This window comes from Pseudomonas sp. 28 E 9 (assembly GCF_900004785.1).
GTDB classification, from domain to species: Bacteria; Pseudomonadota; Gammaproteobacteria; order Pseudomonadales; family Pseudomonadaceae; genus Aquipseudomonas; species Aquipseudomonas orientalis_A.
Genome location: NZ_CVTK01000046.1, coordinates 60309 through 76896, shown reverse-complemented (window position 1 = coordinate 76896; position 16588 = coordinate 60309). Strand labels below are relative to the sequence as shown.

The 16588-nt window shown below is 60.1% G+C and carries 14 protein-coding genes and 1 pseudogene; 7 read left to right on the top strand and 8 right to left on the bottom strand.

Going from position 1 to position 16588, the window contains the following annotated elements; all coding sequences use genetic code 11:
• The first annotated feature begins 118 nt into the window (after positions 1-118).
• Positions 119-439, top strand: coding sequence for a hypothetical protein (locus tag BFQ00_RS13790; protein ID WP_065933814.1), 321 nt, complete (start codon positions 119-121; stop codon positions 437-439).
• Positions 440-514: 75 nt separating this feature from the next.
• On the top strand, positions 515-1072 hold the full coding sequence (locus tag BFQ00_RS13785; protein ID WP_057721413.1) for a Smr/MutS family protein: 558 nt from the start codon (positions 515-517) through the stop codon (positions 1070-1072).
• 53 nt (positions 1073-1125) lie between these two features.
• On the opposite strand, the gene BFQ00_RS13780 is transcribed toward BFQ00_RS13785, so the two are convergent.
• Together BFQ00_RS13780 and BFQ00_RS13775 are read right to left on the bottom strand one after the other, a co-directional pair.
• Entirely contained in the window at positions 1126-1314 is a 189-nt protein-coding gene (locus BFQ00_RS13780) for a hypothetical protein (RefSeq protein WP_065887959.1), read from the bottom strand.
• Positions 1311-2042: a zeta toxin family protein gene (locus BFQ00_RS13775; protein WP_065933813.1), complete on the bottom strand. Its 732-nt coding sequence runs from the start codon at positions 2040-2042 to the stop codon at positions 1311-1313. Before BFQ00_RS13775 ends, BFQ00_RS13780 begins: the two co-directional genes overlap by 4 nt.
• Before the next feature lie 183 nt (positions 2043-2225).
• Between BFQ00_RS13775 and folE the strand changes: the two genes are divergently transcribed.
• Complete coding sequence (folE, locus tag BFQ00_RS13770) at positions 2226-2771, top strand: GTP cyclohydrolase I FolE (RefSeq protein WP_065887958.1); 546 nt, start codon at positions 2226-2228, stop codon at positions 2769-2771.
• A gap of 102 nt (positions 2772-2873) precedes the next feature.
• The gene (locus BFQ00_RS13765; protein ID WP_065887957.1) at positions 2874-3245 is read left to right on the top strand and encodes a glutathione S-transferase N-terminal domain-containing protein; all 372 of its coding nucleotides are present in this window, start codon (positions 2874-2876) and stop codon (positions 3243-3245) included.
• 469 nt (positions 3246-3714) lie between these two features.
• On the opposite strand, the gene BFQ00_RS13760 is transcribed toward BFQ00_RS13765, so the two are convergent.
• The 3 genes from BFQ00_RS13760 to BFQ00_RS13750 are packed head-to-tail and all read right to left on the bottom strand — an operon-like array spanning position 3715 to position 6665.
• A complete protein-coding gene (locus BFQ00_RS13760) occupies positions 3715-4035 on the bottom strand; it encodes an AtuA-related protein (protein WP_065933812.1) in 321 nt (106 codons plus the stop codon).
• Positions 4032-5357: an acyclic terpene utilization AtuA family protein gene (locus BFQ00_RS13755; protein ID WP_065933811.1), complete on the bottom strand. Its 1326-nt coding sequence runs from the start codon at positions 5355-5357 to the stop codon at positions 4032-4034. The genes BFQ00_RS13760 and BFQ00_RS13755 overlap by 4 nt, the downstream gene beginning before the upstream one ends.
• A gap of 15 nt (positions 5358-5372) precedes the next feature.
• A complete protein-coding gene (locus tag BFQ00_RS13750; protein ID WP_065887954.1) occupies positions 5373-6665 on the bottom strand; it encodes a CitMHS family transporter in 1293 nt (430 codons plus the stop codon).
• Between the two features lie 125 nt (positions 6666-6790).
• Here BFQ00_RS13750 and BFQ00_RS13745 point away from each other — a divergent pair.
• Positions 6791-7686: pseudogene (locus tag BFQ00_RS13745) on the top strand (LysR family transcriptional regulator).
• 165 nt (positions 7687-7851) lie between these two features.
• Here the strand turns inward: BFQ00_RS13745 and BFQ00_RS13740 are convergent.
• Positions 7852-8454, bottom strand: coding sequence for a glutathione S-transferase family protein (locus BFQ00_RS13740; RefSeq protein WP_065933810.1), 603 nt, complete (start codon positions 8452-8454; stop codon positions 7852-7854).
• 309 nt (positions 8455-8763) lie between these two features.
• Here BFQ00_RS13740 and BFQ00_RS13735 point away from each other — a divergent pair, with 309 nt between their 5' ends.
• Positions 8764-10110 (top strand): NCS2 family permease, encoded by a 1347-nt coding sequence (locus BFQ00_RS13735; protein ID WP_065894007.1) that lies wholly within the window; start codon positions 8764-8766, stop codon positions 10108-10110.
• Between the two features lie 12 nt (positions 10111-10122).
• Complete coding sequence (locus BFQ00_RS13730; protein ID WP_065887951.1) at positions 10123-10749, top strand: LysE family translocator; 627 nt, start codon at positions 10123-10125, stop codon at positions 10747-10749.
• Here BFQ00_RS13730 and BFQ00_RS13725 read toward each other — a convergent pair.
• Positions 10739-15970, bottom strand: a complete 5232-nt coding sequence (locus BFQ00_RS13725) for a dermonecrotic toxin domain-containing protein (RefSeq protein WP_065933809.1) — start codon at positions 15968-15970, stop codon at positions 10739-10741. The genes BFQ00_RS13730 and BFQ00_RS13725 overlap by 11 nt on opposite strands.
• Positions 15971-16133: 163 nt before the next feature.
• Positions 16134-16487 carry a hydroxyisourate hydrolase gene (gene uraH, locus BFQ00_RS13720; protein ID WP_065933808.1) on the bottom strand — a complete coding sequence of 118 codons (354 nt, stop codon included), beginning with the start codon at positions 16485-16487 and terminating at the stop codon, positions 16134-16136.
• Between the last annotated feature and the right edge of the window lie 101 nt (positions 16488-16588).

Sequence of the window (16588 nt, the reverse complement as noted above, 5' to 3'; positions counted from 1 at the left end):
CCATGTTCATTGCCCCGCTCATCCGCAAGGCCTGCTCATTTCGCGCATTTGCCCCGGGCGCAGGAACAACCTGTGTATCTTCCGGTCGAAGGGCCGATACCCTGGAGGAAAGGTCGGAATGAAGATATCCGATGGTTTTGATGCTCGTCGCTTGCGTCCCAAGGGCCCGAGCAATTGGCGTCTGCGCGTGGTGGCGGGCATTGCCGCGCTGCTGGCGATCGTAGGTCTGCTGTTGGCTGGCGCTGGTGGCGCCGGTCTGTTTGGGCATTCGCCGGCACTCGGCGAGCTGAATGCCAGCCCTGGCGGTTCAGCGATCCTGCTGGGGATCGGCCTGTTGGTGCTGTGGTTGGGGGTATGGCTGTGGCGCCGCAGCCGTCGGAAAATGCGCCAGCCGTTGTCGTTGAATATCGCCTCGCACCTGATGAAAAAGCACGACTAATGGCGCTTGGATAGTATTCGACGCGCCGCAGCCGCCGCGATTTAGGTAAACTGCCCGCCCTTCGCGGAGGCTGACATGCAAGACGACGACTTTTCCCTGTTCAAGAACGAGCTGCGCGGCGTCAAGCCGATCAAGCACGACCGCGCCGACACCGGCAAACCCAAGGCTGACCGGGCGCAAATCGCCAAGCTGCGCCAGGCCGCGACCGTGCGCACCGATGCCACCACCGTGGATGGCTTGTCGGATCAGTTCGTGATCGACGTCGGCCCCGAAGATGAATTGATGTGGGCCCGCGATGGGGTGCAGGAAAGCCAGATGCGCAAGCTCAAGGCCGGCCAGATCCCGTTCGAGGGCAGCCTTGACCTGCACGGCATGACCGTGGAGAAGGCGCGGGAAACTCTCTGGGCCTTCCTCGCCGAGGCCACCAAATTCGAAATCCGCTGCGTGCGCGTCACCCACGGCAAGGCCGTGCGGCTGGACGGCAAGCGGCCGATGATCAAGAGCCACGTCAACACCTGGCTGCGCCAGCACACCCAGGTGCTCGGCTTTACCTCCTGCCAGGCCCGCCACGGCGGGGCCGGCGCGGTCTATGTGATGCTCAAGCGCACCATGATGGAGGGGCGCGACGAGTAACCAATAAAAAGCCCAGCACTCAGGCTGGGCTGTCAATCAGGAGGACGCGGCTTTTATTCGCCGGCGAACTCTCTAGCTTTTTTCTCTCTTGCCAGTGAGATGACGGCTTTTTGCATCGTGATTGCAGTATTGGCTGCGCTTCGATAGACCGCCCGCCTCTCCTCTACCGAACAGCTTCGGAAAAAATCGGACATGGTTGTAGAAGGATATTTCTCTATTGCGTCCGTAATTTCGCCTTTCATGAGGCTACTCCGGTCAATATTTGCTCAAGTTGTTCAGGATGGTAGGGCTGCCTGACCAGTTCGTCAATTTCGTCAGTTGAAAGGTCGATGCCAATCTCGGCGTCGTTCCCATCAGTATTCTTGAGAATCACATCGACCTGGATTTTTTCCAGAAACTCGCGCTTCAATTGGCACACCGTCGCCTTGGATGCATAGAACTGGCGAACGAATTCCACGCAAGGGATGTTCCTGCCTTCAACGGCTTCCCGTGCAAGCACAAATTCCCATGCCAGCTCCGGCTTTTGATACACATACATGATTTGCACTGAGCGGTTTTTCTTGCCGAGCGCACGCTGGATGTTTTTTCGCGCAACGTCGAGATTCGCGAGAGTCCCATCCAGAAGAAATGATTGTCGCTGCTGATAAACGAGGTCGATGGCCCGCTCCACCATAATGATTACGCCGCGCTGAAACAGGCTCGAATTCGCACCGTTATACTCAGGAAAATAATCCCTGAAGTCGTCAGGGTCGATACGAAGCGTTTTGGCCCCATGCGCCTCCATCAGATTGACAAAGGACTTCGAGACCTCAGTCTTACCGGCGCCAGGAGAACCCGCCATAAAAACCGAGACGGGATATTCTTCACCGGGATAGCGAGTCAAGCAGGCCAAATCCCTGGCAATTCGTGTGCGATTCGCCTTGGCGAAGCCAACGGCACGCTCTGCGATACTTCGTTCCCGTGGCGTCATCACATACTCCTCACTGGAGGCCGACTTTAACATCGGCTTCGTGCGGGAATACACCTGTCGCCGTACCTACGCTACTATGTGCGCCAATCACCAGCGCACACTGCGATATCCGCGCGGTAACAACGCTTCATATTGGTACAGGCATACACCGTACCGCTCTGAAACCCATACGGAAACAGTCCTGTGACATTGGAACAAAACTACACCGCGATTCTCGGCCAACTCGGCGAGGACGTCTCCCGCGAGGGTCTGCTCGACACGCCAAAGCGTGCCGCCAAGGCAATGCAGTACCTCTGCCGCGGTTATGAACAGACGCTCGAAGAAGTCACCAATGGCGCCTTGTTCAGCTCCGACAACAGCGAAATGGTGCTGGTCAAGGACATCGAGTTGTACTCGCTGTGCGAACACCACCTGCTGCCGTTTATTGGCAAGGCCCACGTGGCGTACATCCCGAGCGGCAAAGTGCTGGGCCTGTCGAAGGTCGCGCGGATCGTCGATATGTATGCGCGTCGCCTGCAGATCCAGGAAAACCTCAGCCGCCAGATCGCTGATGCGGTGCTGGAAGTGACCGGCGCCCTCGGCGTGGCGGTGGTGATCGAGGCCAAGCACATGTGCATGATGATGCGCGGTGTGGAAAAACAGAACTCGTCGATGATTACATCGGTGATGCTCGGTGAGTTCCGTGAAAACGCGGCCACACGCAGCGAATTTCTCAGCCTGATCAAGTAAACGGCTGTGCAGGAAAAGGCCGGCGTTCATCGCCGGTTTTTTTTCGTCCGTAAAATTCAGGTAAGCTGCGACCCCTTCTCCATGGGCAAGAGGCTTTCAGCCATGTTCGTCAAAGCACTTCGAGTAGGCCTCGGCCAGATCATCATCGCCGGCGACTTCCTGACCCGTCCGCGCAAAAAGCAGCGGCCCGCCGAACAACAGGCGCAGGTGAATGAAGCGGCCAAAGGCCTGACCCTGTATCAGTTCCATGCCTGCCCGTTCTGCGTGAAGACCCGTCGTACCCTGCATCGCCTGAATGTGCCGGTGGCGCTCAAGGACGCGAAGAACAATGCGCAGGATCGCCAGACTCTGCTGGAGCAAGGCGGCAAGATCAAGGTGCCGTGCCTGCGCATCGAAGAAAACGGCCAGACTACCTGGATGTACGATTCCAAGGTGATCATTGATTACCTGGACAAGCGCTTCGCCGCGATCTGACAGACCTGCGCAGATCCATTGTGGGAGGGGCGGTGCGACGATTCGGCTTGCCCCCGATGGCGGCCTCTGGGCCGACCAGGATGTTGGATTGGGTTGAGTACATATCCGTTTCTGCGGTAACGGCTGCTATGGGTTCCGCTTTTACAGCGGCTCACTTTTGAAAAGCGCAAAAGTAAGCAAAACGCTCTTGCCCCACCACTCGGCACCTCGCCTAGGCTCGGTGTGCTCTCTCCGGCTTGAATCCGTGGGCCGCCGCAATGGGCCATCCCTGGCCCAGTGCGGCTAACCCGGCGTCCTGCCGGGTTACCCACGGATTCAAGCCTGCGTTCGGCCAGCGTGGTTTAACGGGGCGCCTGAGATCAAAAGCAGATCAAGATCAAGAGCGGCTCGCTTCGCATCGTGGTTACGGTTGGGCGCTGCTGAGTTGTGTAGATACCTATAGCTATCGGGGGCAAGCCCCCTCCCACATTCAGTTCGCTGCTGGCAACTCCAGGTCCAGCAACGCCGACCCAAGACATTTGCCATGGGCATCCAGCGCCAGCGAGCGGGTCACGCCGCCGCGCAGGATGCCCGGCAACACAAAATTCAGCGCCTGCACATTGGGCAGTTCATGACGCCGGACCGGCGCAGCGCCGGGCTCCAGCAAATCGGCAAAGAACTCGGCCACGCGCTCGGCCGTCAGTTGTTCGCACAGCCACGGATAGTCTTCGGCGCGATAGGCAATGATCGAGATGTTCGACGTGTCGCCCTTGTCCCCGGTGCGGGAATGGGCCAGCGTGTGCAGTTTCATCCTTCAATCCTCGGTTTGACGTCGCCACGGGGCAGCAGCAACGACGCCACCGCCACCACCTGGCGCACGCTCTTGCTCGCTCCACCACCGCCGGCCGGGCCGTTGGTGTAGAGGGTTTCCACTTCGTTACCGACGCGCACGGCGTCAGCGCGCGCCTCGCAACGAGCAGCGACGCGCAGGCGCACCTCCCAGGGCTCAACGAGGCTGCGCGGCCCGTGCAATGAGTCCATGCCGATCAACTCGGCGCGTACGTCCTGCATCTTCACGCCGGTCAGTTCCAGACGCTTGAGCACTACATCTCGCGCCAATTGCGCCCGTGCGACAGCGCCTGGACCGCCGTAGGACATCTGCCCCTCACCGATCCAGCCATCCAGATAACCGACGCTGACCTTCAGCTGTTCAGGCCGGGCACGACCGTCGGCCCCCTGGGCACGCACACGATCAATGCCCTCCTCGACAAAGCCCACCCGTGAAAAGTCGGCCGTGACATCCGGGGTCAGATACGCTTGCGGATCGTGCACTTCGTAGATCAATTGTTCGCTGCAGGTGGCGCGGCTGACCTGCCCCCCGGAGCCCGCCACTTTGGTGATCAAGGCATGTCCGTCGGCGTCGACCTCGGCCAATGGAAAGCCCAGGCGTGCCAGGTCATCCACATCCTTGCGGCCTGGGTCGGCGAAATAACCACCGCTGACCTGCCCCGCACACTCGAGCAAATGCCCGACCAGGGTGCCCCTGCCCAGGCGCAGCCAATCGTCGGCGGCCCAGCCGAATTCAAACATCTGCGGCGCGAGAAACAATGACGGGTCGGCCACACGCCCCGTAATCACTACATCGGCGTCAGCGCGCAGGGCCTCAAGGATGCCCTCCACGCCCAGGTAGGCATTCGCCGAAACCAGCCGTTCACCCAGTGCGCCCACGGTCTGGCCGTTGTCCAGCCACTGCTCGGGCCGCAACGCCTGCAACACGTCGTCGCCCACCACGGCCACCACCTTGAGGTTCACCCCCAGTTCACCGGCAATGCGCCGCACTTCAACCGCAGCCGAGACCGGGTTGGCGGCGCCCATGTTGGTGATAACGCGCAGACGACGGCGGCCCGGTTGCCGTCCGACAAAGGGCAGCACCCGCTGCATGCGCTCACTCAACAAGGGGTCGTAGCCGCCTGCCGGATCGCTGATACGCGCCTGTTGCGCCAGGGCAATCGTACGTTCGGCCAGGCATTCGAACACCAGGTAATCCAGGTCGCCCTGTTCGGCCAGTTCCACGGCGGGTTCGATACGGTCACCGGAGTAGCCGGCGCCGGCGCCGATGCGCAAGGTTTTCATCTCAGATAACTCCTCTTAGATAACGCCCAAAAGCAGCGCGGTCAGGGTCATCAGCACCGACGCGGCAAACAGAAAAGGAATGGTGAAGCGCTGGTGATCGGCCAGTTCGATCTTGCACAGGCCCACCAGCAGGAAGGTCGCGGGGGTCAACGGGCTGACCGGGAAACCGGTGGTGTGCACACCCAGCAACGAGGCCTGGGCCACTTGCAGCGGGTCGACGCCCAGCGCCTTGCCGACTTCGGCGATCACCGGCATCACGCCGAAATAGTAGGAATCGGGATCGAACAACATGCTCAGCGGCATGGAAATAAAGCCGACCACCGCCGGGATCAACTTGCCATGGCCGGCGGGAATCTGCGCCACCGCCACTTCGGCAATCGCCTTGAGCATGCCGGTGCCTTGCATGATGCCGGTGAACACGCCGGCGGCGAGCAGGATGCTGGCCATGGTCAGGGCGGTTTTGGCATGGGCGTCGATACGCGCGCGCTGGGCGTCGACATTGGGGTAGTTGATGCACAGCGCGACCACGGTGCCGAGCATGAACATCACCACCGGGTCGACCCAGCCGGCGATCATCACCACCATCACCAGCAGAGTGAGCATCAGGTTGACCCAGAACAGCCGTGGACGGCGCAGCTTGATATCGTCGTCACTGAGCACCCGTTGCGGCACCGCATCGACGCTGGAACCGGCGCCCAGGCCCAGGCGTTTTTCTTCCCGATGACCCAGCCACCAGGCGCAGGCGAACACAAAGATCAGCCCGACGATCTGCACCGGGATCAGCGGTTGGAACAGGTCCGCCACCGGCACATGCAACGCCGCGGACGAGCGCAGCACCGGCCCGGTCCACGGCAGGAAGTTGACCCCGGCGGCCATCGCACAGACGCAGGCCAGGATGCGCTTGTCGATGCCCAGCCGGGTGTACAACGGCAACATCGCCGGCACCGTCACCAGAAAGGTCACCGCGCCGGAGCCGTCCAGGTGCACCAGCAGCGCCAGGGTCGCGGTGCCGACGACAATCCGTGTAGGACGCGTGCCGACCGTGCGCAGGATGCGATCAATGATCGGGTCGAGCATGCCGGCGTCGGTCATGATCCCGAAGAACAGGATCGCAAACACAAACATGCCAACGACCGGGGCGACGTTCTTGATGCCAGTGATGATGAACCCGCTGGTTTGCAGGCCGAATCCACCGATCAACGCGGCGATGATCGGCAAGGCAATCAGGGCCACCAGGGGCGAGAGGCGCTTGCTCATGACGGCAGCAAGCAGGCAGAGGATGGTAATGACGCCCAGGGTTGCGAGCATGGGGTACTCCAGAGCGGCCTTGGTGGCCGGTTATTGTTTTCCCTGGAGTATTGGAAGCGGGCTAGTCTTTGTAAATTGGAATATTCGGCATGGTATGTTCGGAAAAACAAAATGAAGCCGCCCTTATGAAAAACAGCATCCAGCACATCCAGGCCTTCCTCGCCGTTGCGCGCACCGGCAGTTTCACCAAGGCGGCCAACGAGCTGCACCTGTCTCCCTCAGCCCTCACCGTGCAAGTCCAGCAACTGGAGGACTGGCTCGGCGTCACCCTGCTCGACCGCAGCCCGCGCCATGTGAGCATCACCGCCGCCGGCCAGGAAGCGCGGGGGCCCATGGAAAAACTGCTGCTGGACCTGGACAACATCGTCAGCGGCTCCCGCGACCTCGCCGCCCTGCGCCGGGGTGTGGTCACTATCGCCGCCCTGCCCTCGGTGTGCGCCGGCAGCCTGCCGCCGGCGTTGCGCCTGTTTCGCGAGCGATTCGCCGGGATTGAAGTGCGCCTGCATGACCTGGTCGCCCATCGCATTCATGCCCAGGTGCGTTCCGGCGAGGTGGACTTCGGCATCGGCGTACGTGCGCGCCTGAGTCATGGCCTGGACTTCGTGCCGGTGTTGAATGATCGCTTGTGCGCGTTTGTGCCGCTGGACCATGGGCTGACGCGCTATCGGTCACTGACCCTGGCGCAACTGGCAGACCAGCCGATCATCCTGACCGGACGCGACAGCAGCGTGCGCGAGCAAGTGGACGCGCTGTTCGACCAGACACGACTGACGCTGAACGCGGGCATGGAAGCCAACTACATGTCGACGGTATTGGCGTTGGTGCGCCAAGGGTTGGGGATCGTGTGCTGCCGGAGTCGGCGGCGGACAGCCTGGAGGGGTTGCAGCGGATCACGATCGATCACCCCGGCGTGAACCGGGAGATCGGGTTGATCACTCGCAGTGGGATGGCGTTAAGCCCGGCAGCACAGCGCTGCTTTGACCTTTTGAATAAAGAGTTATCTGACTCACCCTTGAGCTGAATGGTCGCAGAGCGCTTGGCGATCACCACCCTCTGTAGGAGCGAGCTTGCTCGCGAAAAATTCACAGGTACCGCGTTCATTCAGGAAGCACGGGTTATCGTTGACGTTTTTCGCGAGCAAGCTCGCTCCTACATCAGGGCTTGCCCTCACCTTTTGATTGCATGATCAGTCCAGCATCGGGACATGCCGAGGATGACTGGCCACCCGCTGCAGCCACGCCTGCACCGCCGGATACGGCGCCAGGTCAAACCCGCCTTCATGGGCCACATGGGTGTAGGCATACAGCGCAATATCGGCAATCGAATATTGCTCGCCCACCAGATACGGCGTGGCTTGCAGCTGGCGCTCCATCACCCTTAACGCCTTGTAGCCGCCCTTGTGGGTAGTCTTGTATTCCTCCAGGCGATCCTGCGGCAGGTTCAGGTAGAGCTGAATGAACCGCGCCACGGCGATGTAAGGCTCGTGGCTGTATTGCTCGAAGAACTGCCACTGCAACACTTGGGTACGCAAGCGCGGCTCGCTGGGCAGGAAGTCGCTGCCATCGGCGAGAAAGTTGAGGATCGCGTTGGACTCCCACAGGCAGGTACCGTCTTCCAGCTCCAGCACCGGGATCTTGCCGTTGGGGTTCTTCGCCAGGAACTCAGGGGTCTGGGTGTCGCCCTGGAGAATATCGATATCGATCCATTGGTACGGGATGCCCAACAGGTTGAGCATCAATTTGATCTTGTAGCAGTTGCCCGATTTGTAGTCGCCATAAACCTTGTACATGGGCTCCCCTTATGCCGCTTGACGCGCCCGGAACGAACGCTTGCGCCCACAAAGTGCGGCTATCCACGGTTTGTTTCAAGGCGCTGCGCAGAATAAATCCGTCCGACTGCTGTGGTGGACGGCCTTTCATCCCTTTCTGCGCAGATAATCGAAAACATTATTTGCTTTATTTGTATACAAAAGCATAATTCGCTTCGTGCGAGTTCCTGACCTATCAGTCAACAAAGCCCGCCGGTACCTCAAAGCGCTGCTGCCCACTCATGTGACCGGCGCTGGAAATAACAATAAAACGATTGAGGAGTACGCGCTGTGGATAGCCGCAAAACCGAAGCCCCAACCCTGGACCTCAGCCCGCCGCACCACGGCTGGCTGGAACGCCTGTTCAAACTGCGCTTGCATGGCACCACAGTGAAGACCGAGCTGATCGCCGGCCTTACCACCTTCATCACCATGGCCTACATCATCTTCGTCAACCCCAACATCATGGCCGATGCGGGCATCGACCACGGTGCGGCGTTCGTCGCCACCTGCATCGCCGCCGCACTGGGCTGCCTGTTGATGGGTCTGTACGCCAACTGGCCGGTGGGCCTGGCGCCGGGCATGGGCCTGAACGCGTTTTTCACCTACACCGTGGTTGGCACCATGGGCTACCACTGGGAGACCGCCCTCGGTGCGGTGTTTATCTCCGGCGTGCTGTTCATGATCCTGACCCTGTCGCGCATCCGTGAATGGCTGCTCAACAGTATTCCCGTGAGCCTGCGCCACGCCATGGGCGCCGGGGTAGGCCTGTTCCTCGGCGTGATCGGTCTGAAAACCGCCGGGATCATCGTCGACAGCCCGGCGACTCTGATCAAGCTCGGCTCCCTGCACGAGCCCGCGCCGCTGCTGGCGGCGGTGTGTTTCCTGCTGATCGCCATTCTCAGCTATCACCGCGTGTTCGGCGCGATCCTCATCAGCATCATCGCCGTCACGCTGGCCGGCTGGGGCCTGGGCCTGGTGCATTACAACGGCATTCTCTCCACCCCACCGAGCCTGGCGCCGACCTGGATGGCCATGGACGTGATGGGTGTGTTCAATGTGAGCATGATCAGCGTGGTATTCGCCTTTCTTTTTGTACACATGTTCGACACCGCAGGTACACTGATGGGCGTTGCGCAACGTGCTGGCCTGGTGAACGCCGATGGCAAGATCGACAACCTGTCCCGCGCGCTGAAGGCCGACAGTGCCTCCAGTGTATTCGGCGCCATGGTCGGCGTGCCGCCTGTGACCAGCTACGTGGAAAGCGCCGCCGGTGTGGCAGCCGGTGGCCGTACCGGGCTGACGGCGGTAACGGTGGGCGTGCTGTTTGTGGCGGCGATGTTCTTCGCGCCGCTGGCCGGCATGATTCCCGCCTACGCCACCGCCGGCGCGTTGATCTACGTAGCGATGCTGATGATGGCGAGCATGGCGCATATCAACTGGGACGAAGCCACCGACAGCATTCCGGCGATCGTCACCGCGATCATGATGCCGCTGACGTTTTCGGTCGCCGACGGCATTGCGCTGGGGTTCATCACCTACGTGGCGCTCAAGGCCGGCACCGGCAAGTACCGCGAGATTTCCGTCAGCCTGTGGGTGTTGTGCGCGATTTTCATTGCGAAGTTCGTATTTTTATAAAAGGAGCAGATGATGACCTTGGATACCTGGCTGCTGTTCAGTGGGGCTGCATTGATCGTGATCCTGATTCCCGGGCCACTGTCGCTGCTGATGATCAGCAACAGCCTCAACTACGGCCTGCGCCGCTCGTACCCGGCGTTTTTGGGCGGAGTGTTTGCGTCGATCTGCCTGTTGAGTGCTTCGGCCTTGGGTCTGGGGGCCTTGTTGCTGGCCTCGGAACAGCTGTTCAGTGCCCTGAAAATCGTCGGCGCGGCCTATCTGTTTTACCTCTCCTGGCAGAGCTGGCAGCAATCACGCCAACCGAACCGGGGCGCCGTAATGCCTGCGGCCACGGCAACACCCCGGTTCCGCACGCTATTTGGCCGGGCCTTTGTACTGGGTGCCAGCAACCCTAAGGACATTCTGTTTTTCGCGGCCTTCCTGCCGCAGTTTCTCAATAGCCAGCAGGCGTTCCTGCCACAGTTGTTGACCATGATCGCCACCTGGACGGTGCTCGACCTGCTGTGCAAGCTGGCCTACGGCCTGGGTGCCCATGGCGCAGCGCGTTACTTGCGCAGCGGTTCGGGCCAGAGCTGGTTCAACCGTATCAGCGCCGCGCTGTTCGGCGGCGCCGGGGCGGTATCGCTGATTAATCGATAGGGACCAGTTTGATGAAGTAAACGCTTGGAGGCACTTCCCCAAAGGTAGGCCACTGAATGCCCGCCATTATCCGAACCAGACGATTTTCCTGCAGTGCGGTTTTCACCTCGACGGGTAATGACGGGTCTGCGTGGAACCAGCGATTATCAAGCCTGGCACCGATTTTGATACTGCCCTTTTCAACCCACTGGAAGGCCACGTAATACAGTTGGGTTGGAGAGTTGGGATGGGTGGCGATCAATTCCTGTACGGTTTTTTTGCCGTAGCGTGTCACCGAGATATCACGAAAATCGAAGCCCTGCGACGTCAGCACTGCCTTGACTGCCGCGATTTGCGCAGTCTCCCTATCGGCCAGAACCGCTTTACCACCGCGCTGGAGCTTAGGGTCTGGGCTGACCGTGAAGTCTATCCGCGTGAAACCAGGCGCCTTGCCATCGTAACCGATGTGTATGAACTCTCGATCCAGATCGTGAGGACGCAATAGGCGCAGCAAATCATCCGTCTGGCCTGGCTTGGCAGGGCGTGTGGGTAGCCAATCGTCGATCGCCGCACGCATGTTGAGCATATGACCGGCCGTTGCCGGGCGCTTTGGACCTGATAACTCAATCACCCTCTCGACGGTGAATGCCCGGCTATGGCGGGTCATGGTGGGGAAGGCCGAACTCACGTAGTCCGTCAAAGGCCTGTCGAACAGGGGGGCATGGACCCGCCATTCACTGGCTTGAACATATGACACCGGAAGAGGCTGCTCAAGCAGCGCCGTCGTCGTCCAGCGCTCAATGTCCACCCCCGCCAACGAAACCAGCGGCTCATTTTTGTAAATAAACTGAATGCCATTCGATGGAGCCGAATTGCCCTCGGGAAGCAGCCTGAAATAACTGCTCGCCGGATCCATCAGGCCGGAATTGGGGGGAGCCGCCCGAAGGACATTGTGAGGGTATCCGCGCGCATCCTGCGCAATATGGAACACGCCGGCAGACGGAGAATGCGATATCGGCCCCACCTCATGAGGTGGAATGCGCCACCGCTGCCAATGGGTAGCCGTCGAGACTGATTGCAGAATCGTGTTTGGCACAGCATCGCGCGAAGCGCTGGAGGGTCGCCAGTCCGGTTGCGGCCCAGGCACTCTCCACGGGCTGAGGACGCCGGAACTGGGCCCCGGTTGTGGCGCATCCGCCCCCAGCAGCCATTCATGGGGCTGCTCGATGTGTAGAATCAGCTCATCTTCGCCCTGGCTATTTTTCAGGCGCAGCCCCCGTTCGTTCTCGCGTGTGTATACCGGGTAAACATCTTTACCCTCGCGGATAAACTGCCGGCCCTCTTTTACATACCGACCCTTACCGCCCGGCCCCGCCAGTTCAACGGCCTCGTCCAAACTGCCAAGGGACTGGAAGTGTTCCAGCAGATGGCGTGGTTTGATCGGTGATGGTTTCAGGCCGGCATGTGTACCCGGGAGGATTCGTTGATGGCGATGCAAACGCCCCAAAGCGCCACGCGAAATGCGCGCGCCTTTTGAGGAGGGCGCAAAGGATGTCAGCACGTCTATGAATGCCATCATCGTCAAGAACACCACATCCACAGCGTCATCGGCTGACCCGCTGAAATGAAAGCGCCGCGCGGCAAGCAGCATTTCATAAAGGCTGACGCCAACGCCCAGCACCGGGACAAAACCCAGCAGACCGCGAATCGTCGCGTCGCGCTGTTCCCCCAAACGTAGCTCGCGGTATTGCTCGAGTGCTTGGGAAGACTGGGATTGGGCTTGGGTACGACGTTGCAGATCGAACACCTGCGCATGGGCCAACAACGCCATGGCATTACCAGCGTTTGTAGGTGCAGCCGCTAACCAATGCTCAGGCTGCGACTCAATCTGCTCTTTGATCAACGCCTCGACACTGGCCGGGTCTACCGCCGGCGTCTTTGGCGGGGCCGCGAAAAACTTCACGATCTCAGTAAAGGCACTATAGAAGGCGGGCAGGGCTGGCTGAAGCGAGTGTTGCTCGCGAGGCAGTACCTGCAGGTCTTCACCGGGGTAACTGTCCAGCGCCTGCGCCTCCCACCCAGGCGCCACCTGACGCGCCAACGCCTTCTGGTTTTCGGGCAGTGCACCCACAAGATTCAAGGCCTTCTGCGCTTCGCCCAAACTGGCATAGGCGACAATCACCCGGCTGGCCGCCGCCATGGGCCAATACACCACACAGAGCCCTGAGGACTGGTCATGAATAAATAACAGGCCGGCGATGTGCCGATCATGTGCCGGGGCGGCACCCATCAGCCGCAGAACCGCCAACTGTAGGTCGAACCCCTCTTTTTTCAGGTCACTTGCCGTCCGGGCTGCCATCGCCAGAGTAAACAGACGCTGGGCTTTGTCACTCAAGCCTTGCTGGGCTGCAGAGTACAGCTGCATGTGGGCACGTTGTTGCAACGCCCTATGGATCAGGGCCTGCGAGAGACCCGGGGACGTGGCCGGAGTAGATGCCGACGGATAAAATGCGTTGATGATCAGCTTGTCGTACTCGCCTCCCAGATCGAGCGAAGACAGGGTGTCGATCAGATAACGCACGCTCAAGCGCTCTTTCCAGGCCGGCTCCAGCCATTTTGCGCGGTTCAACCGCCAACGGGTCCAGGGCGCCTTGGGGTCCAGGTTGTGCAACGCCAATTGCAGGAGACTGAAGGTCGTTCGCCGTTGGCTGACAACCATTTTCATATCGCGGTCTCCCACTGCGCACTGGCTCGACCAGCTACACAATTGGGAACTGACATCATCGGGCATATCAAACAGAGGCTTGTCGATATCCAGCTGCGGGCAAACCCCGTCCTGGGTCAATCGCGCAATCAAGGCAGTCCGGGCGAATGACTCCAGGCTCGGCAAGTCCAGCCATAGTTTGCGCTCCACCGCAAAGGCATTCGTCAGATAACGGCGTGACAATCGTCTGTAGTGCTTTCGCTTTCGGGTTGAGGCAATGCTCAACCACGACGGGAGTTTTTTGGCTTGAGTGGCGGCGTCCTGCAGCAGGTTGATATTGGCCAGGGCCAGGGTGCGAGCATCATTGGCAGGTACTTGCAGGCACTCGAACAACTCCCGGGCCAGTAACATACGGCTTAACTGCGGATCGCTCACCTCACTGAACAACCGGACACCCGTGCCCACACGCTTGTTCAACGCAGCGTAATGTTGCATCAGTTTAATGAACAGGTCCTTGAGCATCGTGCGCTTGATGGTCTCGTAGCTCACTCCCAATGGCGTGTCCTTGGGCACCCCATGGACCCAGCGCCGCGCCGCCGCGCGGTGATCACGCCCGATGCAGCGCCACAACACGGAGCCATCGCGGCTTTTCAGGCTGGCATTCAAGCCCTTGGCAAAAGCGTTCAAGCTATCAAAGGGCACAAGCCCGCCATACAGACCTATCACGTATAACAACACTGAGTGTGGCCGATCCGGGTAAGCCTGGGCCTCATGGGTGGTCACGAGCAACGCGCCCAGCAACGGGTACGAAGGCCCGGACTCACTGCCGACAGTTACCTGCAACACACAGGTATCCGTTGCGTTGTCGCCGGGGACCCAAGACTCACTCAACACCGTGTTCAATCGCTTCAGGTGCTCGGGAAGCAATAGGCTCAACTGCTGCAGCATCTGGGCTTCCAGGAGCAAAGCCCGGCGCAGGGCCGTCTCCACCAATGAACCGCGATTAGACGTACCCAAAGGCTGCTCAAGCCAGAACGCCTTCTGAAACATGCGCCCGTGCGGGCCATAAGCCCACTGACTCGCTGCACTCACGTGTTCCTGCCAACGCTGTTCAAGGCTCAAGAAGTCCTGATAGGGCTGGTTGCTTTTGCCCATATCCGCCGGATCCAACAACGCCATCAGGCCTTTTTCGTAACGTTTGAGTTGCGCTTCACGGGTCTTGAAGGCGAGGTCCGACGTCAGGCTTGCACACACAATCTCATGGCTGCGGCGCTGACGATCCCATTCCGGCAAGGCGTCCAGGGCCTTTCCCAGCAACAGGCTGCGTGCCAGCCTGCGACGGCCCTTTTCGATGAACTTGAGCAAGCGTTTCACATCGGGAGCGCTGAACGTCCCCGCACCTTGAACGCCCACTGCCGCAGGGTTGATCGACAAGGCACAGGCCACCTCGTTATCCCACTGCCCCTCCAGCAGCGCGGTCGCACTGGCGAGCAACGCGTCTTCCTGGTGCACACCGATAAGCTGAAGAGTGAACGCCAGGGGCACCGCGCTTGGCATGTCACACAGCTCATGCCAACGACGCAGTGGCAAACACTGCCAAAGCACCTGGCTCAACGGACCATTGACCAGCACTGGCAAATCACATTGCATTCGGTACCAGGAACTGAACTCGTAAAACTCGCGAGTCAGGCCGGGCAGGTAAATCACGTGGGGTGAGTCCCCCGCGATGTCATCACGATAAATATGCAAAGCACCCGGCACAGGCACCAGCGCCTGATTGGTGCCAGGCCACGCCAGTCCGCTCACTTGAATACTTGCCCACTCCCCTCCTGCCCTGCGGCGCGCGGCGGCGCCCGGAATCTCCATGACGTTGCGGACCATGGCAAAGCCGCGATCCGACAGTTGGTAAACACGATGTGCGAGCAGTGCATTCTCGGCGAACAACGACTTTCGCAGCTGCACCCAATGCTGCTTGCGTGTCAGCCAGGATCCATAGGCCAGTTGCTGCCAATAGTCTCGTTCAGCCGCCTCAATCTGACGGAGCAGTTTCAACGCCTTCACGCGTTCCAGCGCATCCCGGGCGGTAAACGACAACGCCCGTGCAGGTTGGTCCTTGATGCACAATGAAGTGAACTGGTTAATGTTGGCCGGCACATCAGGCTCAATGAGAAGCGCCAGGGCTTTTTCGGTCAGGTTATTGACCTTCCGGGGAAGGGGCGGCGGTCGGGATTCGGTGAACAGCAGCGTATCGGGGTCCAGAGCGAAGGCCTTGCGTAAGGCCCCGCGGATAATGCCCAGGACCCGCGGCGCACGCCTAACCAAGCCTTTCAAGGATTTTGCCGCCTCTCTAGCCCTGGTTTGTGCTTCACACAAGCGATTGATTTCATGACTGGGCTGCGTGACCGCGTTGAGCCGTCGGGTCAACAGTATGCGAATCGCCGCGTCACGCTCCGGCTCAGAGGTTTGCGGGTCATCAAAATCAAGTGCTTGGGCCGCGGCGGCCTCAGCGGCCAACCAAGCGGTGTTGTCGGTACTCATGGCAGACTGTTCCGTACAGAAAAGCCGAGCCTAGGCACCTGGGTCGCCAACGGTGCGTTATATAGTTGGGTGGCGCGCAGCCCCGCCAGAATAAAAAAAGCCCGCAGTGTGCGCGGGCGAAAAACCAACGAAGAGCATTGGGGGTGTGAGGCGAGGTGCCGACTCAGCTACCGCGATAAGTGGAGTAGCTGTAAGGGGAAATCAACAGGGGTACATGGTAATGCTCTTGCTCGGCGCTGATGCCGAAGCGTAATACCACCACATCGAGAAAGGCCGGTTCGGGCAACGGCACACCACGGGCGCGGTAGTAATCACCGGCATTGAATTGCAGCTGGTAGACACCGCTGCGGTAGTCGTCGCCTTGCAACAGGGGCGCATCGCAGCGTCCGTCGCCGTTGGTCAGCGCGGTCGCGACGAGTGCAAGCTGCGCGCCTTCGACGCGGTAAAGCTCAATCTTGATCGCGCTGCCGGGGCAGCCATGCGCGGCGTCCAAAACATGAGTGGTCAAACGTCCCATGGCGTCATGCGCCTCCTGAAGTCAGTGAAAAACAACCCGCACTCTTTCAGGGCAGCGAAAAAGCCGGCGATGACCGATTAAGACACTTTCCACATAAATTG